The sequence below is a fragment of the Pantoea sp. GM_Pan_3 genome (assembly GCF_026541045.1).
GTDB lineage: Bacteria > Pseudomonadota > Gammaproteobacteria > Enterobacterales > Enterobacteriaceae > Pantoea > Pantoea anthophila.
In genome coordinates, this window is the sequence record NZ_JALNVA010000006.1 from 246,034 (window position 1) to 266,840 (window position 20,807).

A 20,807-nucleotide genomic window follows, 5' to 3' on the forward strand; every position below is an offset into this window, starting at 1 on the left:
CTTTGTTTGCTGCGTTACCTGCTATTAGCTCTGCCAAAAGCTTGCCGCTATTATCGGAAAGCACACAACATCAACCTACAGGCAATAGCATGGAACGAACTCTGTTACTGAAGAACGCCGACTGTGTAGTTTGCATGGATGCTGACCGTCGGGAAATTCGCAACGCCTCTGTTCTGATCAAAGGAAATCAAATCGTGGCGGTCGGAGAAGCTGGAACACTACCCGATAGCGCGGATGAGGTTATCGACCTGCGTGGACACATTGTGATTCCGGGTCTGATCAATACGCATCACCATATGTATCAGAGCCTGACCCGCGCCATTCCGGCTGTGCAGAATGGTGAACTCTTTAACTGGCTGACTCACCTCTATCCTCTCTGGCAGAACCTGACACCTGAGATGATTCGTATCTCAACGCAGGTGTCGATGGCTGAACTGATACTCTCTGGCTGCACGACCACCAGTGATCATCTCTATGTCTATCCCAATGGCTGTCAGCTTGATGACAGCATTGAGGCTGCTGCCGTCATGGGAATGCGTTTCCATGCAAGCCGGGGCAGTATGAGCGTGGGGAAATCACGGGGCGGCTTACCGCCCGATAGCCTGGTGGAGAATGAAGCGGCAATTCTGAAAGATACGCAGCGGGTCATTGAGCGCTATCACGATGACAGCCATGGTTCGATGCTACGCATCGTGGTGGCCCCCTGTTCGCCATTCTCCGTCAGCCGTGAGCTGATGAAGCAGTCCGCCGCACTGGCCCGCAGTTACAGCGTCTCGATGCACACGCATCTGGCAGAGAACGACAGCGACATCCGCTACAGTCGCGAAAAGTTTAATATGACTCCTGCGCAGTATGTTGAGGACCTCGGCTGGGTTGGCCCGGATGTCTGGCATGCTCACTGCGTCAAACTCGATCCACAGGGTATTGAACTCTTTGCCCGCACCGGAACCGGCATTGCCCATTGTCCCTGCTCGAATATGCGGCTCGGCTCAGGCATTGCCCCGATACGCCATATGTGTGATGCCGGTGTAAATGTCGGTCTTGGCGTAGATGGCTCCGCCTCCAATGACAGCTCAGACATGATGGCCGAGGTTCGTCAGGCGATGCTGCTGCAGCGTGTCGGGTTTGGCCCGGATGCCATGACCGCACGGCAGGCTCTGGAGCTGGCAACGCTGGGCAGTGCAAAAGTGCTTAACCGTAATGATGTGGGGGCTGTTGCGCCTGGCATGATGGCTGACCTGGCGGTGTTTGACCTGAATCGGCCAGGCCTGGCTGGGGCAGGGCACGATCCGGTCGCCGCCCTGGTGTTCTGTAATCCGGGACAGGTTGCTTACAGCATCATTAACGGACAAGTCCGGGTACGTAAAGGAGAACTGGCCGGAATTGAACTGCCAGCGCTGCTGCGTCAGCACAACCAGCTGGCCACAAAACTGGCAGGCTGAGACAGAAGGGGACTTTATTTGGGGATCGACGAAAAATAAGGCAGATTACATTTGCTACTGTTCGCACTATTCCCTAGAATACGCCCTCCCTGTCATCAGGGAAAATCAGCGGCTCGATTGAGAGCCGTTTATTTTTTCTACCCATCTGTGAGAACCGGTGTTACAATGCCGCGCCCTCAATTATGGGGCTTTCTAACGACCTGAGGTTTAGGTCCCGAAGTAGTAGTTGACATTAGCGGAGCACTAAAATGATCCAAGAACAGACTATGCTGAACGTCGCCGACAACTCCGGTGCACGTCGCGTAATGTGTATCAAGGTTCTGGGTGGCTCGCACCGTCGCTACGCAGGCGTCGGTGACATCATCAAAGTTACCATCAAGGAAGCAATTCCTCGTGGTAAAGTCAAAAAAGGTGATGTCCTGAAGGCGGTAGTGGTGCGCACCAGGAAGGGTGTTCGTCGCCCGGACGGTTCTGTCATTCGCTTCGATGGTAATGCATGCGTTATTCTGAACAATAACAGTGAGCAGCCTATCGGTACGCGTATTTTTGGGCCGGTAACTCGTGAACTTCGTACTGAAAAGTTCATGAAAATTATCTCTCTGGCACCAGAAGTACTCTAAGGAGCGAACAATGGCAGCTAAAATCCGTCGTAACGACGAAGTTATCGTGTTGACCGGTAAAGATAAAGGTAAGCGCGGTAAGGTAAAGAATGTCCTGTCTTCTGGTAAGGTCATCGTTGAAGGTATCAACCTGGTGAAGAAACATCAGAAGCCGGTTCCGGCTCTGAACCAGCCAGGTGGCATCGTTGAAAAAGAAGCTGCTATTCAGGTTTCTAACGTTGCACTGTTCAACGCGGCAACTGGTAAGGCTGACCGTGTAGGCTTTAGATTCGAAGACGGCAAAAAAGTCCGTTTCTTCAAGTCTAACAGCGAAACTATCAAGTAATTTGGAGTAGTACGATGGCGAAACTGCATGATTACTACAAAGACGAAGTAGTCCAGAAACTCATGACAGAGTTTGGCTACAATTCTGTCATGCAAGTCCCTCGGGTCGAGAAGATCACCCTGAACATGGGTGTTGGTGAAGCGATCGCTGACAAGAAACTGCTGGATAACGCAGCAGCTGACCTGGCAGCAATCTCCGGTCAAAAACCGCTGGTCACCAAAGCACGCAAATCAGTTGCAGGCTTCAAAATCCGTCAGGGCTATCCGATCGGCTGTAAAGTAACTCTGCGTGGCGAGCGCATGTGGGAGTTCTTTGAGCGTCTGGTCACCATTGCTGTTCCACGTATCCGTGACTTCCGTGGCTTGTCCGCTAAGTCATTCGATGGTCGTGGCAACTACAGCATGGGTGTACGTGAGCAGATCATCTTCCCAGAAATCGACTACGACAAAGTCGATCGCGTTCGTGGTTTGGATATCACCATTACCACTACTGCGAAATCTGATGATGAAGGCCGTGCTCTGCTGGCTGCCTTTGACTTCCCGTTCCGTAAGTAAGGTAGGGTTACTTAATGGCTAAGCAATCTATGAAAGCACGTGAAGTTAAACGTGCAAAATTAGCAGACAAATTCTTCGCTAAACGCGCTGAACTGAAAGCGATCATCTCTGATGTGAACGCTTCCGACGAAGACCGTTGGGATGCTGTTCTGAAGCTGCAGAGTCTGCCGCGTGATTCCAGCCCTTCACGTCAGCGTAACCGCTGCCGTCAAACAGGTCGTCCGCACGGTTTCCTGCGGAAGTTTGGGTTGAGCCGTATCAAGGTCCGCGAAGCCGCCATGCGCGGTGAAATCCCGGGCCTGAAAAAGGCTAGCTGGTAATTGTCACCAATTGAATCACGGGAGTAACACAGATGAGCATGCAAGATCCGATCGCGGATATGCTGACCCGTATCCGTAACGGTCAGGCCGCGAACAAAGTTGCGGTCACCATGCCTTCCTCCAAGCTGAAATTGGCAATTGCCAACGTTCTGAAGGAAGAAGGTTATATTGAAGATTTCAAAATCGAAGGCGACATCAAGCTGGAACTGGAACTGACTCTTAAGTATTTCCAGGGTAAAGCTGTTGTAGAAAGCATTCAGCGAGTAAGCCGTCCTGGCCTGCGCATCTATAAGAAAAAAGATGAGCTGCCAAAGGTAATGGCTGGTATGGGCATCGCTGTAGTTTCTACATCCAAAGGTGTCATGACTGATCGTGCAGCGCGCCAGGCTGGTCTTGGTGGCGAAATTATCTGCTACGTAGCGTAATCGGAGGATACATATGTCTCGTGTTGCTAAAGCACCTGTCGTTGTTCCTGCCGGCGTAGAGGTAAAACTCGACGGTCAGGTAATTTCGATTAAAGGTAAAAACGGCGAGCTGACTCGTACTATCAATGATGCTGTTGAAGTTAAGCATGCTGACAACGCTCTGACTTTCGCTCCGCGCGAGGGTTTCGTTGACGGCTGGGCGCAGGCGGGTACTTCTCGCGCGCTGCTGAACGCAATGGTTATCGGTGTTACCGAAGGCTTCACTAAGAAGCTGCAGCTGGTTGGTGTAGGTTATCGTGCTGCCGTTAAAGGCGATATGGTTAACCTGTCACTGGGCTTTTCTCATCCAGTCGATCACCAGCTGCCCGCGGGTATCACTGCAGAATGCCCAACTCAGACTGAGATCGTGCTGAAAGGCGCTGATAAGCAGCTGATTGGTCAGGTTGCAGCAGACCTGCGCGCCTACCGTCGTCCTGAGCCTTACAAAGGCAAGGGTGTCCGTTACGCCGACGAAGTCGTGCGTACCAAAGAGGCTAAGAAGAAGTAAGGTAACACTATGGATAAGAAATCTGCTCGTATCCGTCGTGCGACCCGTGCACGTCGCAAGCTCAAAGAGCTGGGTGCTACTCGCCTGGTGGTACATCGTACCCCGCGTCATATTTACGCACAGGTAATCGCCCCGAACGGTTCCGAAGTTCTGGTCGCTGCTTCTACTGTAGAAAAAGCTATCACTGAACAACTGAAGTATACCGGTAATAAAGAAGCCGCAGCTGCAGTAGGTAAAGCTATCGCAGAACGCGCAATCGAAAAAGGCATCACAGGTGTTTCTTTCGACCGTTCCGGTTTCCAATATCATGGTCGCGTCCAGGCACTGGCAGATGCTGCCCGTGAAGCTGGCCTTCAGTTCTAAGGTAGAGGTCTAAGATGGCACACATCGAGAAACAAGCTGGCGAACTGCAGGAAAAACTGATCGCGGTAAACCGTGTTTCTAAAACTGTCAAAGGTGGTCGTATTTTCTCCTTCACAGCACTGACTGTGGTAGGCGATGGTAACGGTCGCGTAGGTTTTGGTTACGGTAAAGCGCGTGAAGTTCCAGCAGCGATCCAGAAAGCGATGGAGAAAGCCCGTCGCAACATGGTTAACGTCGCGCTGACCAACGGCACCCTGCAGCACCCTGTTAAAGGTGCACACACGGGTTCCCGCGTGTTCATGCAGCCGGCTTCAGAAGGTACCGGTATCATCGCCGGTGGTGCAATGCGCGCCGTTCTGGAAGTCGCTGGAGTTCATAACGTACTGGCAAAAGCCTATGGTTCTACTAACCCGATCAACGTGGTTCGTGCAACTATCGACGGCCTGGGCAATATGAAATCTCCGGAAATGGTCGCTGCTAAGCGTGGTAAATCCGTTGAAGAAATTCTGGGGTAATCACGATGGCTAAGACTATTAAAATCACTCAAACCCGTAGTTCAATCGGCCGCTTGCCTAAGCATAAAGCCACTCTGGTTGGCCTGGGTCTGCGTCGTATTGGTCATACCGTAGAGCGTGAAGACACGCCAGCTGTACGCGGCATGGTCAACGCGGTTTCCTACATGGTTAAAGTGGAGGAGTAAGAGATGCGTTTAAATACTCTGTCTCCGGCCGAAGGGTCTAAGCACGCTACTAAGCGTCTGGGTCGTGGTATCGGTTCTGGCCTCGGAAAAACCGGTGGTCGTGGTCACAAAGGTCAGAACTCACGTTCTGGCGGTGGCGTACGTCGCGGTTTCGAAGGTGGTCAGATGCCTCTGTACCGTCGTCTGCCGAAGTTCGGTTTCACCTCTCGCAAAGCAATGATCACTACAGAGATTCGTCTGTCTGATCTGGCGAAAGTTGAAGGCGGTATCGTCGACCTGAACGCGCTGAAAGCAGCCAACATTGTCGGTGTTCAGATTGAATTCGTTAAAGTAATTCTGTCTGGTGAAGTTTCTGCACCGGTAACGGTTCGCGGCCTGCGTGTCACCAAAGGTGCTCGTGCTGCAATCGAAGCTGCTGGCGGTAAAATCGAGGAATAAGTAGCAGATGGCTAAACAACCGGGATTAGATTTTCAAAGCGCCAAAGGCGGCTTTGGTGAGCTGAAACGCAGACTTCTGTTTGTCATCGGCGCACTGATTGTCTTCCGTATTGGCTCTTTTATTCCAATCCCTGGTATTGATGCCACTGTACTTGCCAAACTGCTTGAGCAACAGCGTGGCACCATCATTGAAATGTTTAACATGTTCTCTGGTGGTGCTCTCAGCCGTGCTTCTATTTTCGCACTGGGCATCATGCCGTATATCTCGGCATCGATCATTATCCAGTTATTAACGGTGGTTCATCCAGCGTTAGCGGAAATTAAGAAAGAAGGGGAGGCTGGCCGTCGTAAGATTAGCCAGTACACCCGATACGGTACGTTGGTATTGGCCATATTCCAGTCGATCGGTATTGCTACCGGTCTGCCGAATATGCCAGGGATGCAGGGTCTGGTGATGAATCCGGGCTTTGCGTTCTACTTTACCGCTGTTGTGAGTCTGGTCTCAGGAACAATGTTCCTGATGTGGCTGGGCGAACAGATTACTGAGCGGGGTATCGGTAACGGTATTTCGATCATTATCTTCGCAGGTATTGTTGCGGGTCTTCCGCCGGCCATTGGCCATACCATCGAGCAAGCGCGGCAAGGCGACCTGCACTTCCTTCTGTTGCTGTTGGTTGCAGTACTCGTATTCGCAGTGACCTACTTTGTTATCTTCGTTGAACGTGGACAGCGCCGCATTGTGGTGAACTACGCAAAACGTCAGCAGGGTCGTCGCGTTTACGCTGCACAGAGCACACATTTACCGTTGAAAGTGAATATGGCGGGTGTTATCCCGGCTATTTTTGCTTCCAGCATTATTCTGTTCCCGGCAACGATTGCATCGTGGTTTGGGGGCGGTACCGGTTGGAACTGGCTGACAACAATTTCGCTGTATTTGCAGCCAGGACAGCCGCTTTATGTGCTACTCTATGCGACTGCAATCATCTTCTTCTGTTTCTTCTATACGGCGTTGGTTTTCAACCCACGTGAAACAGCAGATAACCTGAAGAAGTCTGGTGCATTCGTACCGGGAATTCGTCCGGGAGAGCAAACGGCGAAGTATATTGATAAAGTAATGACGCGTTTGACCTTAATCGGCGCCCTGTACATTACTTTTATCTGCCTTATCCCGGAGTTCATGCGTGATGCGATGAAGGTTCCCTTCTACTTTGGCGGTACATCACTGCTTATCGTAGTTGTCGTCATCATGGACTTTATGGCTCAAGTGCAAACTCTGATGATGTCCAGTCAGTACGAGTCGGCACTGAAGAAAGCTAACCTGAAAGGCTACGGCCGTTAATTCAGTTGGTTGAGAAGTTACGGAGAGTAAAAATGAAAGTTCGTGCTTCCGTCAAGAGATTATGTCGTAACTGCAAAATCATTCGTCGCGACGGTGTCGTACGTGTGATCTGCAGCGCCGAGCCAAAGCATAAACAGCGCCAAGGCTGATTTTGTCACATATTTTTCTTGCAAAGTCGGGTTGAGCTGGCTAGATTAGCCAGCCAATCTTTTGTATGTCAGTACGTTTCCATTTGAGTATCCTGAAAACGGGCTTTTCAGCATGGGACGTGCTTGTTTAATTATAGGAGTGCATAGTGGCCCGTATAGCAGGCATTAACATTCCTGATCAAAAACATACCGTTATCGCATTAACTTCGATCTTCGGTATCGGTAAAACCCGTTCAAAAGCCATCTGCGCTTCAACGGGCATTGCTGAAAATGTTAAGATCAGTGAGCTGTCTGAAGAACAAATTGATCAGCTGCGTGATGCAGTTGCGAAATTCGTTGTTGAAGGTGATCTGCGCCGTGAAATCACCCTGAGCATCAAGCGTCTTATGGACCTTGGTTGCTACCGTGGTTTGCGCCATCGTCGTGGTCTTCCGGTTCGCGGTCAGCGTACCAAGACCAACGCACGTACCCGTAAGGGTCCGCGTAAACCGATCAAGAAATAATCGGGGTGAGTAAATAATGGCAAAGGCACCAGTTCGTGCACGCAAGCGTGTAAGAAAACAAGTCTCAGATGGCGTGGCTCATGTCCATGCTTCTTTTAACAACACCATCGTTACCATTACTGATCGTCAGGGTAACGCACTGGGTTGGGCAACCGCCGGTGGTTCCGGTTTCCGCGGTTCACGTAAATCCACTCCGTTTGCTGCTCAGGTCGCTGCAGAGCGCTGTGCAGAAGCGGTAAAAGATTACGGAATTAAGAATCTGGAAGTTATGGTAAAGGGTCCGGGTCCAGGTCGCGAATCTACGATTCGTGCTTTGAACGCCGCTGGTTTCCGCATCACGAATATTACTGATGTGACTCCGATCCCTCATAACGGTTGTCGTCCGCCGAAAAAACGTCGCGTATAACGCCCGTTTTTTTAGGATAGTTGGAGAAAGAAAATGGCAAGATATTTGGGTCCTAAGCTCAAGCTGAGCCGTCGTGAGGGCACTGACTTATTCCTTAAGTCTGGCGTTCGCGCGATTGATTCCAAGTGTAAAATTGAACAAGCCCCTGGTCAGCATGGTGCGCGTAAACCGCGTCTGTCTGATTACGGCGGTCAGTTACGTGAGAAGCAGAAAGTTCGTCGTATCTACGGCGTGCTGGAGCGTCAGTTCCGTAACTATTACAAAGAAGCAGCTCGTCTGAAAGGCAACACCGGTGAAAACCTGTTGGCTCTGCTGGAAGGTCGTCTGGACAACGTAGTTTATCGTATGGGCTTCGGTGCCACACGTGCAGAAGCACGTCAGCTGGTTAGCCACAAGTCTGTTCTGGTAAACGGCCGCGTTGTTAACATCGCTTCTTATCAGGTATCTCCGAATGATGTCGTTAGCATCCGTGAGAAAGCCAAAAAGCAATCTCGCGTGAAGGCCGCTCTGGAGCTGGCTGAGCAGCGTGAAAAGCCAACCTGGCTGGAAGTTGATGCGACTAAGATGGAAGGTGTGTTCAAGCGTATTCCTGAACGTACTGATCTGTCTGCGGACATTAACGAACACCTGATCGTCGAGCTTTACTCCAAGTAAAGCTTAGTACCAAAGAGAGGACACAATGCAGGGTTCTGTGACAGAGTTTCTAAAACCGCGCCTGGTAGATATCGAGCAAGTGAGTTCGACGCACGCCAAGGTGACCCTTGAGCCTTTAGAGCGTGGCTTTGGCCATACTCTTGGTAACGCACTGCGCCGTATTCTGCTTTCATCCATGCCGGGTTGCGCGGTGACCGAGGTTGAAATTGATGGTGTACTTCATGAGTACAGCACCAAAGAGGGCGTACAGGAAGATATCCTGGAAATCCTGCTCAACCTGAAAGGGCTGGCGGTAAGAGTTCAGGGTAAAGATGAAGTTATTCTGACCCTGAATAAATCTGGCATTGGCCCTGTGACTGCAGCCGACATTACCCATGATGGTGATGTCGAAATCGTCAAGCCTCAGCATGTCATCTGCCATCTGACCGATGAGAACGCGGCTATCAGCATGCGTATCAAAGTTCAGCGTGGTCGTGGCTATGTGCCGGCTTCTGCCCGAATTCATTCGGAAGAAGATGAGCGCCCAATCGGCCGCCTGTTAGTTGACGCTTGCTACAGCCCTGTAGACCGTATCGCCTACAATGTTGAAGCAGCGCGTGTAGAGCAGCGCACCGACCTGGACAAGCTGGTCATCGAAATGGAAACCAACGGCACAATCGATCCTGAAGAGGCGATTCGTCGTGCGGCGACCATTCTGGCTGAACAACTTGAAGCTTTCGTTGACTTACGTGATGTACGTCAGCCGGAAGTTAAAGAAGAGAAACCAGAATTCGATCCGATCCTGCTGCGCCCTGTTGACGATCTGGAATTGACTGTCCGCTCTGCTAACTGCCTTAAGGCAGAAGCTATCCACTACATCGGTGATCTGGTACAGCGTACCGAGGTTGAGCTGCTTAAAACGCCTAACCTGGGTAAAAAATCTCTTACTGAGATTAAAGATGTGCTCGCTTCACGTGGTCTGTCTCTTGGCATGCGCCTTGAGAACTGGCCACCGGCAAGCATTGCTGATGAATAAACCGATCACAGGTTAAGGTTTCACTGAGAAGGATAAGGTCATGCGCCATCGTAAGAGTGGTCGTCAACTGAACCGCAACAGCAGCCATCGTCAGGCTATGTTCCGCAACATGGCCGGTTCTCTGGTTCGTCATGAGATCATCAAAACGACTCTGCCGAAAGCCAAAGAACTGCGTCGCGTAGTTGAGCCGCTGATTACTCTTGCCAAGACCGACAACGTAGCTAATCGTCGTCTGGCATTCGCCCGTACTCGTGATAACGAGATCGTGGCAAAACTGTTTAATGAGCTGGGCCCGCGTTTTGCGAGCCGTGCTGGTGGTTACACTCGTATTCTGAAGTGTGGCTTCCGTGCTGGTGACAACGCTCCGATGGCATACATCGAGCTGGTTGATCGTCCAGAAGCTCAAGCAGAAGCAGCCGCAGAGTAATCTGCAGCAACGTAAAAAACCCGCTTCGGCGGGTTTTTTATTGCCTGAAATTCGCTACCTTAGAATGACGCTTCTATTTTTGAGGGCATCTGTTATGTGGCTGGTAGACGAACTTGCTGAACAGCACATCAAAGCGGCACTGGAAAAAGGCGAACTCAGTAACCTTCGTGGCTCTGGCAAACCGCTACAGCTGGATGATGACAGTCATGTCCCTCAGGAGTTAAGGGCAGGGTATCGACTGCTGAAAAATTCTGGCTTTCTGCCACCCGAGCTGGAGTTAAGGCGTGAGGCGATGGAAGTCAACGATCTGATTCGCCAGCTGGATCCTGCGGATCGTGACTATCAGAATCATTGTCACCGGCTTCAGGTGCTGGAACTGCGCTTGCGACAGGCGGGCATGAGTACCGATTTTCTTCATGGAAACTATGCTACCGCGATACGCCACCATTTCCGCGAGGAGGAGTAGATGTTCCGCATTGGTCAGTTAGCAAAGCTTGCTGAGGTAACGCCTGACACCATCCGTTTTTATGAAAAGCAGCAGATGATGGACCATGGAGAGCGTACCGAAGGTGGTTTTCGCCTCTACAGCGAAGGCGATCTGCAGCGTCTGAAATTTATTCGCCACGGTCGTAAGCTCGGCTTCAGTCTGGAAGCGATCCGGGAACTTCTGTCAATCCGGGTCGATCCGGCACATCACACCTGCCAGGAGTCAAAAGCGATCGTTGAGAAACGGCTGGATGAAGTGGCGCAGATGATAGCGGAACTTGAGTCGATGCAGCGCTCTCTGCGTATTCTTTCGGACGCCTGTTGTGGTCACAGCCACAGTAGCATTTCGTGCTCAATTCTTGAGGCACTGGAGCGGGGAGAGGCTTCAGACAAACAAGGGTCTTGTGATTTTACCGCAAAGGAATAGAGTATCAGACCATCTCAACAGGAGGCATTATGAGTAAATATCAGCATACCAGGGGGCAAATCCGCGATAACGCGATTGAGGCTCTGTTACAAGACCCGCTTTTCCGTCAGCGCATTGAGCAGAAACAAAAGGGTAAGGGCAGCTTCAGACGAAAGGAAAAACACAACAAGGGGCAGGGATGGGAGGGCAGTGATAAGAAAGCGTCTTATCACTGCCCTTCTTCTTTACCATTAAAAAACCGCCTCAGCGGCGGTTTGTTTACTACACGCGGGTATTCTGCTGTTTAAGCAGGTCGCGAATTTCAGTCAGCAGCACTTCTTCGTTTGAAGGTTTAGGTGCAGGCTTCTCAACTTCTTTTTTCTTGTAGAGACGGTTCATCAGTTTGATCGCCATAAAGATGGCAAAGGCAATGATGACAAAGTCGAAGATACTCTGCAGGAAAATACCGTACTGCATAACGACGGCAGGCGTGTCGCCAACAGCAGGCTTGAGCACCCAGGCAAACGATTTGAAATCGACACCACCGATCAATAAGCCCAACGGTGGCATAATGATGTTAGCCACTAATGATGAGACGATCTTACCAAACGCAGCGCCGATGATGACACCGACGGCCAGATCCATCACATTCCCGCGCATTGCAAAATCACGAAACTCTTTGATTAAACTCATACTTAACTCCTTTCCTTGCCAGTGTCATAAAGTCTAACAAACCCTGCTGTTTTTTCCATAAGCGCAGCCAAACAGGTGGCTGTTTTGCATAGCTCCCCCGACTGAAAATCAATACAGGATTTACAGGATTTACAGGAAGAAAGGGCTTGGCTGGAAGAGCCGCTCAACATCCGACACGAATTTCTTATCGGTCAGGAACATGATTACATGGTCACCCTGCTCGATACGCAGGTTGTCATTGGCAATCATCACATCATCGCCGCGCACTACCGCACCAATGATGGTACCCGGGGGCAGTTTGATATCATCAATCGCGCGGCCCACCACCCGTGATGTCGATTCGTCACCGTGCGCTATCGCTTCGATCGCCTCAGCGATGCCGCGACGCAGCGAGGAAACACCCACGATGTCCGCTTTACGGACATGGCCCAGCAGGGCAGAGATGGTGGCCTGCTGAGGAGAAATCGCGATATCGATAACACTGCCCTGCACCAGATCCACATAAGCGCGACGCTGAATCAGCACCATGACTTTTTTGGCGCCCATCTTTTTCGCCAGCATGGCTGACATGATGTTGGCTTCATCATCATTGGTGACCGCAATGAACAGGTCAACCTGCTCGACATGCTCCTCTGCAAGCAACTCCTGGTCTGACGCATCGCCATAAAAGACGACGGTATCATGAAGATGTTCAGCCAGTTCGGCGGCCCGCTGAGGATTACGCTCGATCAGCTTCACGCTGTAGTGCTTCTCCAGCTGCTGTGCCAGACCGAAACCGATATTGCCGCCTCCCACTAACATGATGCGCTTGTAAGGCTTTTCCAGCCGCTGCATTTCGCTCATAACTGCACGAATATTCTGGCTGGCCGCGATGAAAAACACTTCATCACCTGCCTCGACGATGGTCGAACCCTGGGGACGAATCGGACGGTCCTGACGGAAGATGGCGGCGACACGGGTATCAATATGTGGCATGTGCTCACGCAGGATCGAAAGCGGATTTCCGACCAGAGGCCCGCCATAATACGCTTTGACTACGGCCAGGCTGACTTTACCTTCAGCAAAATTCACCACCTGCAGTGCGCCCGGATACTGGATCAAACGGTAGATATTATCGATGACCAGCTGCTCTGGTGAGATCAGATGGTCGATAGGAACGGCTTCCGGCATAAAAAGCTTATCTGCATCGCGCAGATAGTCCGCCGCACGAATACGGGCGATACGGTTCGGCGTATTGAAAAGCGAGTAAGCAATCTGACAGGCAATCATGTTGGTTTCATCCGAACTGGTAACGGCAACCAGCATGTCGGCGTCTTCAGCGCCCGCCTCACGCAGGATGCGCGGATGTGAACCGTGTCCCTGCACTACACGCAGATCGAACTTATCCTGCAGATGACGCAGGCGTGCCGAATCGGTATCAACGACTGTGATATCGTTGTTTTCACCCACCAGATTCTCTGCCAGCGTTCCGCCTACCTGACCTGCGCCCAGAATGATTATTTTCATCGCTTATCAATACTCATATCAGTGTGAACCCGAATTTTTTATCAGCTTAGCGTAGAAGAAACCATCTCCGCCTTCAGCATCCGGAAAGACCTGTAACCCGCTCGCCGGTGCATCCCTGAGCGGCTCCGCCTGCGCATCGTGCTGTCGCTGCAGGAAAGCCTCAATCTGCTGGTGGTTCTCTTCAGGCAGGATAGAGCAGGTGGCATAAATCAGCATGCCGCCAGGTTTCAGGTGCGGCCAGATAGCGTCCAGGATCTCACGCTGCAGCTTTGCCAGCTCAGAGATATCGCGATCGCGGCGCAGCCACTTAATATCGGGATGTCGGCGGATAACGCCGGTTGCAGAGCAGGGCGCATCCAGCAGGATACGGTCAAACTGGCGATCGCCACACCACTGCTGCGGTGTCCGTCCGTCCCCCTGTTTGACCTCCGCTTTCATGCCCAGTCGCTGCAGATTCTCATCAACGCGTTTAAGACGCTGCGCATCCACATCGACAGCCAGCACGTCGGCTTCCGGTGCAATCTCAAGGATATGGGTCGTTTTACCGCCGGGGGCCGCACATAAATCCAGAATCTGCTCGCCATTCTGAGGTTCGAGCAGCAGAGCGCAGCGCTGGGCTGATAAATCCTGTACGGTCACCCAGCCCTGATCAAAGCCAGGCAACTGGCTGACCGGGGCGGGGGCGTCAAGCCGCAACGCATCCGGGACATCGGCAGCCGGCTGTGCATTTCTGCCGCTTTCAGTCAGCATGGTCAGCCAGGCGTCACGTGAGTGATGCTGACGGTTAACCCGCAGCCACATCGGCGGACGCAGATTATTTGCTTCGACGATATGCTCCCACTGTTCCGGCCAGGCGTGCTGCAATCGCTTAAGCAGCCAGCCCGGATGGAGATAACGTTGTGGGCCATCCTGAATGCTGGCGAGTAACGTTTCACGCTGGCGCTGAAACTGGCGCAATACCCCGTTTAATAATCCTTTCAGGCTGGTGCGCTTCAGCACCTCTGCGCCCGCGACGGTTTCAGCCAGTGCAGCGTGGGCTGGCACCCGGGTATATTCCAGCTGATAAAGTCCGACCATGATCAGATAGTGAAGAACCCGCTGTTTACCGGTCAGTGGACGTTCCATCAGTTTGCCAATCAGCGCTTCCAGCTGCGGCAGTGTGCGCAGAACACCAAAACAGATCTCCTGTACTAATGCGCTATCTTTGTCGGTGAGTTTTTTCTGGGCGGCAGGCAGAACCGTATTCAGGGATTCGCCTTTGTCCACAACGCGCTCAATCAGTTGGGCGGAGAGGCTACGCAGGTTGGTTGATTTAGTCATAGGGTTTTGTCATCAAACAAAAAGCCCGGTAAGTCACCGGGCCAGAGAGTCAGTCCAGAAGGGTTCCAGGTTCGAACCATTCCCGACGCGAGTTGAGAAGATCCTGAGCCGACATCGGTTTTTTACCGGCGGGCTGTAACTGCACCAGATTCAATACGCCCTCGGCGGTCGCGACCTGGATGCCCTGCTTGTCTGCAGCGATAATTTCACCCGGTGCATGGTCGCGATGAGGCAGTACGGTAGCCTGCCAGACTTTCACCGGCTGGTCGTCAATCGTGAAAAAACTCATCGGCCAGGGATTAAAGGCGCGGATACAGCGCTCAAGCTGTTCTGCGGGCAGTCTCCAGTCAAGACGCGCCTCCTCTTTGCTCAGCTTCTCAGCGTAGCTGGCGAGTGCTTCATCCTGTTTTTCGGGTGAGGCCTGCTGCGTGTTGAGTAACGTCAGCGTATCCAGCAGCCCCTGCGGGCCGAGCTGGGCCAGTCTGTCATACAGAGTGGCACTGGTGTCCTGGGGGGTAATCGGGCAGGCCAGTTTATGCAGCATATCGCCGGTATCTAAACCCACATCCATCTGCATGATGGTGACGCCAGTTTCACTGTCGCCAGCCCAGAGCGCACGCTGAATCGGCGCGGCACCACGCCAGCGGGGGAGCAGCGAACCGTGGACATTGATGCAGCCCAGACGCGGCATATCCAGCACCGCCCTGGGCAGAATTAATCCATACGCCACGACAACCATCACATCGGCCTGCAGGTCAGCAACCAGCTGCTGATTCTCTTCAGGTCGCAGCGACTTTGGCTGAAATACCGGAATGTCATGAGCCAGCGCCAGCGTTTTGACCGGGCCAGGCGTGAGTTTGTTGCCGCGACCCGCAGGGCGGTCGGGCTGAGTAAAGACACCGATAACCTGATGCTCAGAAGCAAGCAGCGCGTCAAGATGACGCGCTGCAAAGTCAGGAGTGCCGGCAAAAATGATTTTTAGCGGGGCAGACACGTTTATCCCTTTTTAAGATCTCAGGAAGCCTGGGCGTTCTGACGCGCCAGTTTCTCTAATCTGGTTTTGATCCGCTGACGCTTCAGAGGCGACAGATAATCAATAAACAGTTTGCCTTCCAGATGATCGATCTCATGCTGGATACAGATGGCGAGTAAGTCGCTGGCTTCCAGTTCGAAACTGTTACCGTCGCGATCCAGCGCGCGAACTTTTACGCGCTCAGCACGCGGGACAAATGCACGCTGTTCCGGAATCGACAGGCAGCCCTCTTCAATACCGGTTTCACCGCTTTTTTCCAGCAGCTCAGGGTTGATCAGGACTAAACGCTCTTCACGACTTTCAGAGACGTCAATCACGATGATGCGCTGATGAATATCGACCTGCGTCGCCGCAAGACCGATGCCCTCTTCGGCATACATCGTCTCGAACATATCATCAACGATACGCTGAATGTCTGCGTTAACTTCTTTAACGGGCGCGGCGACTTTGCGAAGGCGCTCGTCAGGAAAATGTAATACCTGCAAAACTGACATAAATATCCAGATCTGTATTCGTTTAGGAAAAGATTACTGCCTCATATTGTAGACTTTCTGAGACCTGATTGACAGCATTGTGCGGCAGGAAGCCGGGGCAATCAGGGAGCAGCAAATGGACAAAATAGCGCAGTATCTGCGGCTGGCCGCGGTGTGTGGAATGACAGGAAAGCGCTGGCTGACCGTGGCGCAGCAGCTGGGCGATGCACCGGCAGACAGCGGGAAACTTATGCGGCTGGGGTTAGACGCTGCGCAGTGTCAGCAATACGCTGATCTGCCTGAAAAAACGATCACCGATGTGCAGCACTGGTTAGCGCGCAGTCCTGCCCATCATCTGATCACTGCGCTGGACGCCGCCTATCCTGCCCGGCTCAGGGAAACCAGTCGCTTTCCGCCGCTGCTCTACATCCACGGCGATCCGGCCGTTATCACTACCCCACAGCTGGCAGTCGTGGGCAGCCGGAACGGCTCACCCAATGGCCGTTACTGGGGCGAATGGTTTACCCGGCACCTGAGCCTCAGCGGGCTGACCATCACCAGTGGACTGGCGCGGGGGATTGATGGCGTTGCGCATCAGGCGGCACTCAGTACCGGCGGCAAAACGGTAGCCATATTAGGCAGCGGGCTGCAGCGGCTCTATCCCCGACAGCATGTCCGCCTTGCCGCAGAGATTGTTGAGCAGGGCGGTGCCGTGGTGTCTGAGTTTCCGCTGAACACCATTCCTCATCCGCTCAACTTTCCGCGTCGTAATCGGATCATCAGTGGCCTGAGTCTGGGCGTGCTGGTGGTGGAGGCCTCGCTGAAGAGTGGTTCACTGGTGACCGCTCGCTATGCGCTGGAGCAAAACCGCAATGTTTATGCACTACCTGGCGCGCTCGGCAACCCCTTAAGCGAAGGCGTGAACTGGCTGATTCAGCAGGGCGCCCTGCTGGTGGCACATCCTAACAACATTCTGGAGGATCTGGCTGGGGCACTGAACTGGCTGCCTGTGACACAGGATGACGAAATTTATTCTGAACCAGGTGACGATGCTCCATTGCCATTTGCTGATGTGTTGGCTAACGTAGGTGATGAGGTTACACCTGTTGACGTTGTCGCTGAACGTGCCGGCCAATCTGTGCCAGTTATCTCAGCTCAATTGCTGGAACTGGAGTTAGCAGGATGGATCGCAGCTGTACCCGGCGGCTATGTCCGATTGAGGAGGGCATGCCATGTTCGACGTACTCATGTACTTGTTTGAGACCTATATCCACAACGAAGCAGAAATGGGTGTTGATCAGGACAGATTGACAGATGACCTGACGGATGCCGGGTTCCATCGTGAAGATATTTACAGTGCGCTTAACTGGCTGGAAAGACTGGCGGATTATCAGGAAGGACTGGTTGCGCCAATTTTACTGACCAACGATCCGCTCTCTATGCGTATTTATACCGACGAAGAGAGTAAGCGTTTAGATGCCGAAAGCCGCGGTTTCCTGCTCTTCCTGGAGCAGATTCAGGTGCTGAATCTGGAAACCCGTGAGATGGTCATCGAACGTGTCATGGCGCTGGATACCTCTGAGTTTGATCTGGAGGACCTCAAATGGGTGGTGCTGATGGTGTTGTTCAACATCCCGGGATGTGAAAATGCCTATCAGCAGATGGAAGAACTGCTATTCGACGTCAATGAAGGTATGCTGCATTAAATTTCCTTTCATGCATTTATCGCTATGAGTAAAGCTGCACTCTTCACCGTGCGTAAACAGGATCCCTGCCCCGCTTGCGGGGCAGAACTGGTTATCCGCTCGGGTAAACATGGCCCTTTTCTGGGATGTGCCAACTATCCGGCATGTGACTACATCCGGCCCTTAAAAGGGCAGGCCGATGGCCATGTGGTTAAAGTGCTGGAGGGCCACGCCTGTCCTGAATGCGGAGCCGATAAAGTGTTGCGGCAGGGCCGTTATGGCATGTTTATTGGCTGTAGCCACTATCCTGAATGCGGCTACAGTGAAACCATCGACAAACCGGACGAAACGACGCTGGCGTGTCCACAGTGCCATGAAGGCCGGCTGGTTCAGCGGCGTTCCCGTTATGGCAAAACGTTCCACTCCTGTGATCGTTATCCCGCCTGCCAGTTTGTCGTCAACCTGACGCCCGTGGCCGGGGTCTGTGCCTGGTGTCAGTTTCCATTGCTGGTTGAAAAAAAGACAGCGCAGGGGGTTAAACGCTTCTGCGCCAGTAAAAGTTGTGGCAAAGCCATTGCTGAAGAGAATGAATAGATCATGGAAAATCAACACCTCGCCGATTCACTTGAGCGCTGCGTAGCAGAGCTGAATCGTCAGGCGGTCATCGCCTATCCCACTGAAGCCGTATTTGGTCTGGGCTGCGACCCTGACAGTGAATCTGCCGTCATGGCGCTGCTGGCGCTGAAACAGCGTCCGGTAGAAAAGGGACTCATTCTGATCGCAGCTGATTATTCCCAGCTAGAACCCTATATCTCCGATCGCGAACTCTCTGTGATCCAGCGTGAGCGTATGTTCGCCTGCTGGCCCGGCCCGGTGACCTTTGTCGTCCCGGTTCCTCCCCAGACGCCCCGCTGGCTGACCGGACAGTTCGACTCGCTGGCGATACGGGTCAGTGACCATCCGGATGTGCAGGCGCTTTGCCGCGCATTTGGTAAACCACTGGTTTCAACCAGCGCCAATCTGTCAGGACAGCCTCCCTGCCGTACGGCAGAAGAAGTGTATAAGCAGTTTGGTGAGGACTTCCCGGTTCTGTCCGGGAAAACGGGGGGACGACTCAATCCTTCAGAAATCCGCGATGTAATCAGCGGCGAACTTATACGTCAGGGTTAACTCATGGATCAATTCGCCGTTTTCGGTAATCCGATCAGCCACAGTAAATCTCCGCTGATCCATCAGGCTTTTGCTGAACAGACTGGCATCGATCATCGATATGGCCGGATCTGTGCGCCGGTTGACGGATTTCGCGATGCGCTGACAACCTTTTTTGCACAGGGCGGTCGTGGCGCCAACGTGACCCTGCCTTTTAAACAGCAGGCCTGGGAGTTTGCCGATCAACTCAGTGAACGCGCGGCCCTGTCCGGCGCCGTTAATACGGTAAAAAAGCTCAGCGACGGGCAGATCCTGGGTGACAACACGGATGGTATCGGCCTGTTAAGCGATCTTGAACGGCTGAAGATGATCAATGCGGGCGACAATGTTCTGCTGGTGGGCGCACGTGGGGCGGCGCGCGGTGTGATTCATCCTTTGCTTTCGTCAGGGGTGACGCTCACCGTGGTAAACCGTACCGCCGAACGGGCAGAGGAGCTGGCTGGCCTGTTCGCAAAGAGCGGCACTATCCGTGCAGCTGCGTTTGATCAACTGGCGGAACAGCGTTTCGACCTTATCATCAATGCGACTTCAAGCGGTGTAGAGGGGAAAACCCCCCCTTTACCTGCAGAGCTGATCCATCCCGGCGTACGCTGCTATGACATGTTCTATCAAAGCGGGCTGACGCCTTTCCTGCTCTGGTGTCAGACGCAGGGAGCGCACGCTCTGGCGGATGGTGTGGGAATGCTGGTGGGGCAGGCGGCGCATGCCTTCTATATATGGCATGGCGTGATGCCGGAAGTTGCGCCGGTCATTGCTCAGCTGAAACAGGCTATGCAGCCATGAATCAGGCGATTCAGTTTCCTGACGATGAAACCTATGACGCTGAACGGGATGCCGTCTGCTTCCCGGTACTGGTTAACGGTATGCGGCTGATCTGTGCGATCAGCCGTATGTCGCTGACGTCACGCTTTGGTGAAGGGGAGGCGATAGCGCTTTTTCAGCACCATCGCTGGGATCTCGAAGATGAAGCCGAAGCGGCCATTCGTCAGGAGCGTGTTGATGCTCAGGGCTGGGTCTGGTTATCTCCCGCCAGGTAATCATTTTTCCAGCCGACATAGTTATTCGCCGAATAGCGTAATCCTTCCTTCTCCTGGTCGTTCAGCGGCCTGATCTGTCTGACCGGACTGCCCAGATAGAGATAGCCGCTCTCCAGCCGTTTACCTGGAGGGACCAGACTGCCTGCCCCAATCATGACCTCTTCTTCTACTATTACGCCATCAAGCAGAATCGAGCCCATCCCGACAAGCACACGATCGCCGATAGTGCAGCCGTGCAGCATCGCTTTGTGCCCGACCGTGACATCCTCGCCAATAATCAGCGGGAAGCCTTCCGGGTTAGCGGCAGATTTATGCGTGACGTGCAGAACACTGCCATCCTGCACATTAGTACGGGCACCGATGCGAACCTGATTCACGTCTCCCCGGATGACGACCAGCGGCCAGATGCTCACGTCATCGGCCATGATGACATCACCCACCACAACACTAGCTGGATCGACCATGACGCGCTGGCCAGTTTGTGGAAAGCGATCTTTATAAGGACGTAAGGCGGAAGTCATTGTGTTCTCCTTTATTCTGTTTTCTCAGCAGCCTGATGTGATTTTAGCCAGCTGACAAGCCTATTCTGGCCTGGATCGCTGGTGATCTCATCAATCTGGATCATTTATAACCGTTCAGAAAAAAGATCCAAAAAAAGGGTTGTGCTCTGAAACGGGATCCCTATAATGCGCCTCCATCGACACGGCACACCGGCAACGGGAAACGGGTTGA

Annotated in this window: 33 protein-coding genes; 27 read left to right on the forward strand and 6 right to left on the reverse strand. The window is 52.8% G+C overall.

Annotated elements, in window-relative coordinates:
• Window positions 1-89 precede the first annotated feature (89 nt).
• The 21 genes from OXR04_RS17765 (at window position 90) to OXR04_RS17865 (ending at window position 11,427) form a co-directional block, all read left to right on the forward strand.
• Window positions 90-1,442: an 8-oxoguanine deaminase gene (locus OXR04_RS17765; RefSeq protein WP_267372335.1), complete on the forward strand. Its 1,353-nt coding sequence runs from the start codon at window positions 90-92 to the stop codon at window positions 1,440-1,442.
• Between the two features lie 248 nt (window positions 1,443-1,690).
• Window positions 1,691-2,062, forward strand: coding sequence for a 50S ribosomal protein L14 (rplN, locus tag OXR04_RS17770; protein WP_006120590.1), 372 nt, complete (start codon window positions 1,691-1,693; stop codon window positions 2,060-2,062).
• A 10-nt stretch (window positions 2,063-2,072) separates the two neighbouring features.
• Window positions 2,073-2,387 carry a 50S ribosomal protein L24 gene (gene rplX, locus OXR04_RS17775; RefSeq protein WP_003850150.1) on the forward strand — a complete coding sequence of 105 codons (315 nt, stop codon included), beginning with the start codon at window positions 2,073-2,075 and terminating at the stop codon, window positions 2,385-2,387.
• Window positions 2,388-2,401: 14 nt separating this feature from the next.
• A complete protein-coding gene (gene rplE, locus OXR04_RS17780; RefSeq protein ID WP_003850155.1) occupies window positions 2,402-2,941 on the forward strand; it encodes a 50S ribosomal protein L5 in 540 nt (179 codons plus the stop codon).
• Window positions 2,942-2,955: 14 nt separating this feature from the next.
• Entirely contained in the window at window positions 2,956-3,261 is a 306-nt protein-coding gene (gene rpsN / locus OXR04_RS17785) for a 30S ribosomal protein S14 (protein WP_008927132.1), read from the forward strand.
• 32 nt (window positions 3,262-3,293) lie between these two features.
• Window positions 3,294-3,686, forward strand: coding sequence for a 30S ribosomal protein S8 (gene rpsH / locus OXR04_RS17790; protein ID WP_003850158.1), 393 nt, complete (start codon window positions 3,294-3,296; stop codon window positions 3,684-3,686).
• Between the two features lie 13 nt (window positions 3,687-3,699).
• Entirely contained in the window at window positions 3,700-4,233 is a 534-nt protein-coding gene (gene rplF, locus OXR04_RS17795) for a 50S ribosomal protein L6 (RefSeq protein ID WP_009087581.1), read from the forward strand.
• Between the two features lie 9 nt (window positions 4,234-4,242).
• On the forward strand, window positions 4,243-4,596 hold the full coding sequence (gene rplR / locus OXR04_RS17800) for a 50S ribosomal protein L18 (RefSeq protein ID WP_003850163.1): 354 nt from the start codon (window positions 4,243-4,245) through the stop codon (window positions 4,594-4,596).
• A gap of 14 nt (window positions 4,597-4,610) precedes the next feature.
• A complete protein-coding gene (gene rpsE, locus OXR04_RS17805; RefSeq protein WP_003850164.1) occupies window positions 4,611-5,111 on the forward strand; it encodes a 30S ribosomal protein S5 in 501 nt (166 codons plus the stop codon).
• A 5-nt stretch (window positions 5,112-5,116) separates the two neighbouring features.
• The gene (rpmD, locus tag OXR04_RS17810) at window positions 5,117-5,296 is read left to right on the forward strand and encodes a 50S ribosomal protein L30 (protein ID WP_003850166.1); all 180 of its coding nucleotides are present in this window, start codon (window positions 5,117-5,119) and stop codon (window positions 5,294-5,296) included.
• A 3-nt stretch (window positions 5,297-5,299) separates the two neighbouring features.
• The gene (gene rplO / locus OXR04_RS17815; protein ID WP_009087579.1) at window positions 5,300-5,734 is read left to right on the forward strand and encodes a 50S ribosomal protein L15; all 435 of its coding nucleotides are present in this window, start codon (window positions 5,300-5,302) and stop codon (window positions 5,732-5,734) included.
• A gap of 7 nt (window positions 5,735-5,741) precedes the next feature.
• Window positions 5,742-7,073: a preprotein translocase subunit SecY gene (gene secY / locus OXR04_RS17820; RefSeq protein ID WP_009087577.1), complete on the forward strand. Its 1,332-nt coding sequence runs from the start codon at window positions 5,742-5,744 to the stop codon at window positions 7,071-7,073.
• Between the two features lie 32 nt (window positions 7,074-7,105).
• The gene (gene rpmJ / locus OXR04_RS17825) at window positions 7,106-7,222 is read left to right on the forward strand and encodes a 50S ribosomal protein L36 (RefSeq protein ID WP_010252805.1); all 117 of its coding nucleotides are present in this window, start codon (window positions 7,106-7,108) and stop codon (window positions 7,220-7,222) included.
• Window positions 7,223-7,368: 146 nt separating this feature from the next.
• Window positions 7,369-7,725 carry a 30S ribosomal protein S13 gene (rpsM, locus tag OXR04_RS17830; protein ID WP_003850176.1) on the forward strand — a complete coding sequence of 119 codons (357 nt, stop codon included), beginning with the start codon at window positions 7,369-7,371 and terminating at the stop codon, window positions 7,723-7,725.
• Window positions 7,726-7,741: 16 nt separating this feature from the next.
• Window positions 7,742-8,131, forward strand: a complete 390-nt coding sequence (gene rpsK, locus OXR04_RS17835) for a 30S ribosomal protein S11 (protein ID WP_004160563.1) — start codon at window positions 7,742-7,744, stop codon at window positions 8,129-8,131.
• A gap of 33 nt (window positions 8,132-8,164) precedes the next feature.
• Complete coding sequence (rpsD, locus tag OXR04_RS17840) at window positions 8,165-8,785, forward strand: 30S ribosomal protein S4 (protein ID WP_008927131.1); 621 nt, start codon at window positions 8,165-8,167, stop codon at window positions 8,783-8,785.
• Window positions 8,786-8,810: 25 nt separating this feature from the next.
• Complete coding sequence (gene rpoA, locus OXR04_RS17845) at window positions 8,811-9,800, forward strand: DNA-directed RNA polymerase subunit alpha (RefSeq protein ID WP_003850179.1); 990 nt, start codon at window positions 8,811-8,813, stop codon at window positions 9,798-9,800.
• A gap of 40 nt (window positions 9,801-9,840) precedes the next feature.
• Window positions 9,841-10,227 carry a 50S ribosomal protein L17 gene (gene rplQ, locus OXR04_RS17850; protein WP_009087575.1) on the forward strand — a complete coding sequence of 129 codons (387 nt, stop codon included), beginning with the start codon at window positions 9,841-9,843 and terminating at the stop codon, window positions 10,225-10,227.
• A gap of 94 nt (window positions 10,228-10,321) precedes the next feature.
• Complete coding sequence (locus OXR04_RS17855) at window positions 10,322-10,693, forward strand: DUF1992 domain-containing protein (RefSeq protein ID WP_009087573.1); 372 nt, start codon at window positions 10,322-10,324, stop codon at window positions 10,691-10,693.
• Window positions 10,694-11,140, forward strand: a complete 447-nt coding sequence (gene zntR / locus OXR04_RS17860; RefSeq protein ID WP_009087570.1) for a Zn(2+)-responsive transcriptional regulator — start codon at window positions 10,694-10,696, stop codon at window positions 11,138-11,140.
• A 29-nt stretch (window positions 11,141-11,169) separates the two neighbouring features.
• Window positions 11,170-11,427: an alternative ribosome-rescue factor A gene (locus OXR04_RS17865; RefSeq protein ID WP_267372341.1), complete on the forward strand. Its 258-nt coding sequence runs from the start codon at window positions 11,170-11,172 to the stop codon at window positions 11,425-11,427.
• On the opposite strand, the gene mscL is transcribed toward OXR04_RS17865, so the two are convergent.
• The 5 genes from mscL to def all read right to left on the reverse strand — a co-directional run bounded on the left by mscL (window position 11,402) and on the right by def (window position 16,165).
• Window positions 11,402-11,812: a large-conductance mechanosensitive channel protein MscL gene (gene mscL / locus OXR04_RS17870; protein WP_009087564.1), complete on the reverse strand. Its 411-nt coding sequence runs from the start codon at window positions 11,810-11,812 to the stop codon at window positions 11,402-11,404. The two genes, OXR04_RS17865 and mscL, sit on opposite strands and share 26 nt — an antisense overlap.
• Window positions 11,813-11,941: 129 nt before the next feature.
• A complete protein-coding gene (gene trkA, locus OXR04_RS17875; RefSeq protein ID WP_009087562.1) occupies window positions 11,942-13,318 on the reverse strand; it encodes a Trk system potassium transporter TrkA in 1,377 nt (458 codons plus the stop codon).
• Window positions 13,319-13,336: 18 nt separating this feature from the next.
• Entirely contained in the window at window positions 13,337-14,638 is a 1,302-nt protein-coding gene (gene rsmB / locus OXR04_RS17880; RefSeq protein WP_267372343.1) for a 16S rRNA (cytosine(967)-C(5))-methyltransferase RsmB, read from the reverse strand.
• Between the two features lie 49 nt (window positions 14,639-14,687).
• A complete protein-coding gene (fmt, locus tag OXR04_RS17885; RefSeq protein WP_111208842.1) occupies window positions 14,688-15,632 on the reverse strand; it encodes a methionyl-tRNA formyltransferase in 945 nt (314 codons plus the stop codon).
• 20 nt (window positions 15,633-15,652) lie between these two features.
• Window positions 15,653-16,165 carry a peptide deformylase gene (def, locus tag OXR04_RS17890; protein ID WP_009087556.1) on the reverse strand — a complete coding sequence of 171 codons (513 nt, stop codon included), beginning with the start codon at window positions 16,163-16,165 and terminating at the stop codon, window positions 15,653-15,655.
• Between the two features lie 115 nt (window positions 16,166-16,280).
• Between def and dprA the strand changes: the two genes are divergently transcribed.
• Genes dprA through OXR04_RS17920 form a run of 6 tightly spaced genes read left to right on the forward strand, consistent with a single transcriptional unit; the run spans window position 16,281 to window position 20,075 of the window.
• Window positions 16,281-17,405, forward strand: coding sequence for a DNA-protecting protein DprA (gene dprA / locus OXR04_RS17895; protein WP_009087554.1), 1,125 nt, complete (start codon window positions 16,281-16,283; stop codon window positions 17,403-17,405).
• Entirely contained in the window at window positions 17,377-17,850 is a 474-nt protein-coding gene (smg, locus tag OXR04_RS17900; RefSeq protein ID WP_009087552.1) for a DUF494 family protein Smg, read from the forward strand. The genes dprA and smg overlap by 29 nt, the downstream gene beginning before the upstream one ends.
• 24 nt (window positions 17,851-17,874) lie before the next feature.
• A complete protein-coding gene (locus OXR04_RS17905) occupies window positions 17,875-18,423 on the forward strand; it encodes a type I DNA topoisomerase (RefSeq protein WP_046100690.1) in 549 nt (182 codons plus the stop codon).
• A gap of 3 nt (window positions 18,424-18,426) precedes the next feature.
• Window positions 18,427-18,999: an L-threonylcarbamoyladenylate synthase type 1 TsaC gene (tsaC, locus tag OXR04_RS17910; RefSeq protein ID WP_009087549.1), complete on the forward strand. Its 573-nt coding sequence runs from the start codon at window positions 18,427-18,429 to the stop codon at window positions 18,997-18,999.
• Between the two features lie 3 nt (window positions 19,000-19,002).
• Window positions 19,003-19,821, forward strand: coding sequence for a shikimate dehydrogenase (gene aroE, locus OXR04_RS17915; protein WP_267372348.1), 819 nt, complete (start codon window positions 19,003-19,005; stop codon window positions 19,819-19,821).
• Window positions 19,818-20,075, forward strand: a complete 258-nt coding sequence (locus OXR04_RS17920) for a DUF1488 domain-containing protein (RefSeq protein ID WP_267372349.1) — start codon at window positions 19,818-19,820, stop codon at window positions 20,073-20,075. Before aroE ends, OXR04_RS17920 begins: the two co-directional genes overlap by 4 nt.
• Here OXR04_RS17920 and OXR04_RS17925 read toward each other — a convergent pair.
• Complete coding sequence (locus OXR04_RS17925) at window positions 20,042-20,596, reverse strand: gamma carbonic anhydrase family protein (protein WP_058958283.1); 555 nt, start codon at window positions 20,594-20,596, stop codon at window positions 20,042-20,044. The genes OXR04_RS17920 and OXR04_RS17925 overlap by 34 nt on opposite strands.
• Window positions 20,597-20,807 lie beyond the last annotated feature (211 nt).

Coding starts and splice junctions, on each gene's coding strand:
- OXR04_RS17765 (WP_267372335.1), top strand. CDS start 90: ATGGAACGAACTCTGTTACTGAAGAACGCCGACTGTGTAGTTTGCATG.
- rplN (WP_006120590.1), top strand. CDS start 1,691: ATGATCCAAGAACAGACTATGCTGAACGTCGCCGACAACTCCGGTGCA.
- rplX (WP_003850150.1), top strand. CDS start 2,073: ATGGCAGCTAAAATCCGTCGTAACGACGAAGTTATCGTGTTGACCGGT.
- rplE (WP_003850155.1), top strand. CDS start 2,402: ATGGCGAAACTGCATGATTACTACAAAGACGAAGTAGTCCAGAAACTC.
- rpsN (WP_008927132.1), top strand. CDS start 2,956: ATGGCTAAGCAATCTATGAAAGCACGTGAAGTTAAACGTGCAAAATTA.
- rpsH (WP_003850158.1), top strand. CDS start 3,294: ATGAGCATGCAAGATCCGATCGCGGATATGCTGACCCGTATCCGTAAC.
- rplF (WP_009087581.1), top strand. CDS start 3,700: ATGTCTCGTGTTGCTAAAGCACCTGTCGTTGTTCCTGCCGGCGTAGAG.
- rplR (WP_003850163.1), top strand. CDS start 4,243: ATGGATAAGAAATCTGCTCGTATCCGTCGTGCGACCCGTGCACGTCGC.
- rpsE (WP_003850164.1), top strand. CDS start 4,611: ATGGCACACATCGAGAAACAAGCTGGCGAACTGCAGGAAAAACTGATC.
- rpmD (WP_003850166.1), top strand. CDS start 5,117: ATGGCTAAGACTATTAAAATCACTCAAACCCGTAGTTCAATCGGCCGC.
- rplO (WP_009087579.1), top strand. CDS start 5,300: ATGCGTTTAAATACTCTGTCTCCGGCCGAAGGGTCTAAGCACGCTACT.
- secY (WP_009087577.1), top strand. CDS start 5,742: ATGGCTAAACAACCGGGATTAGATTTTCAAAGCGCCAAAGGCGGCTTT.
- rpmJ (WP_010252805.1), top strand. CDS start 7,106: ATGAAAGTTCGTGCTTCCGTCAAGAGATTATGTCGTAACTGCAAAATC.
- rpsK (WP_004160563.1), top strand. CDS start 7,742: ATGGCAAAGGCACCAGTTCGTGCACGCAAGCGTGTAAGAAAACAAGTC.
- rpsD (WP_008927131.1), top strand. CDS start 8,165: ATGGCAAGATATTTGGGTCCTAAGCTCAAGCTGAGCCGTCGTGAGGGC.
- rpoA (WP_003850179.1), top strand. CDS start 8,811: ATGCAGGGTTCTGTGACAGAGTTTCTAAAACCGCGCCTGGTAGATATC.
- rplQ (WP_009087575.1), top strand. CDS start 9,841: ATGCGCCATCGTAAGAGTGGTCGTCAACTGAACCGCAACAGCAGCCAT.
- OXR04_RS17855 (WP_009087573.1), top strand. CDS start 10,322: ATGTGGCTGGTAGACGAACTTGCTGAACAGCACATCAAAGCGGCACTG.
- zntR (WP_009087570.1), top strand. CDS start 10,694: ATGTTCCGCATTGGTCAGTTAGCAAAGCTTGCTGAGGTAACGCCTGAC.
- OXR04_RS17865 (WP_267372341.1), top strand. CDS start 11,170: ATGAGTAAATATCAGCATACCAGGGGGCAAATCCGCGATAACGCGATT.
- mscL (WP_009087564.1), bottom strand. CDS start 11,812: ATGAGTTTAATCAAAGAGTTTCGTGATTTTGCAATGCGCGGGAATGTG.
- trkA (WP_009087562.1), bottom strand. CDS start 13,318: ATGAAAATAATCATTCTGGGCGCAGGTCAGGTAGGCGGAACGCTGGCA.
- rsmB (WP_267372343.1), bottom strand. CDS start 14,638: ATGACTAAATCAACCAACCTGCGTAGCCTCTCCGCCCAACTGATTGAG.
- def (WP_009087556.1), bottom strand. CDS start 16,165: ATGTCAGTTTTGCAGGTATTACATTTTCCTGACGAGCGCCTTCGCAAA.
- dprA (WP_009087554.1), top strand. CDS start 16,281: ATGGACAAAATAGCGCAGTATCTGCGGCTGGCCGCGGTGTGTGGAATG.
- smg (WP_009087552.1), top strand. CDS start 17,377: ATGTTCGACGTACTCATGTACTTGTTTGAGACCTATATCCACAACGAA.
- OXR04_RS17905 (WP_046100690.1), top strand. CDS start 17,875: ATGAGTAAAGCTGCACTCTTCACCGTGCGTAAACAGGATCCCTGCCCC.
- tsaC (WP_009087549.1), top strand. CDS start 18,427: ATGGAAAATCAACACCTCGCCGATTCACTTGAGCGCTGCGTAGCAGAG.
- aroE (WP_267372348.1), top strand. CDS start 19,003: ATGGATCAATTCGCCGTTTTCGGTAATCCGATCAGCCACAGTAAATCT.
- OXR04_RS17920 (WP_267372349.1), top strand. CDS start 19,818: ATGAATCAGGCGATTCAGTTTCCTGACGATGAAACCTATGACGCTGAA.
- OXR04_RS17925 (WP_058958283.1), bottom strand. CDS start 20,596: ATGACTTCCGCCTTACGTCCTTATAAAGATCGCTTTCCACAAACTGGC.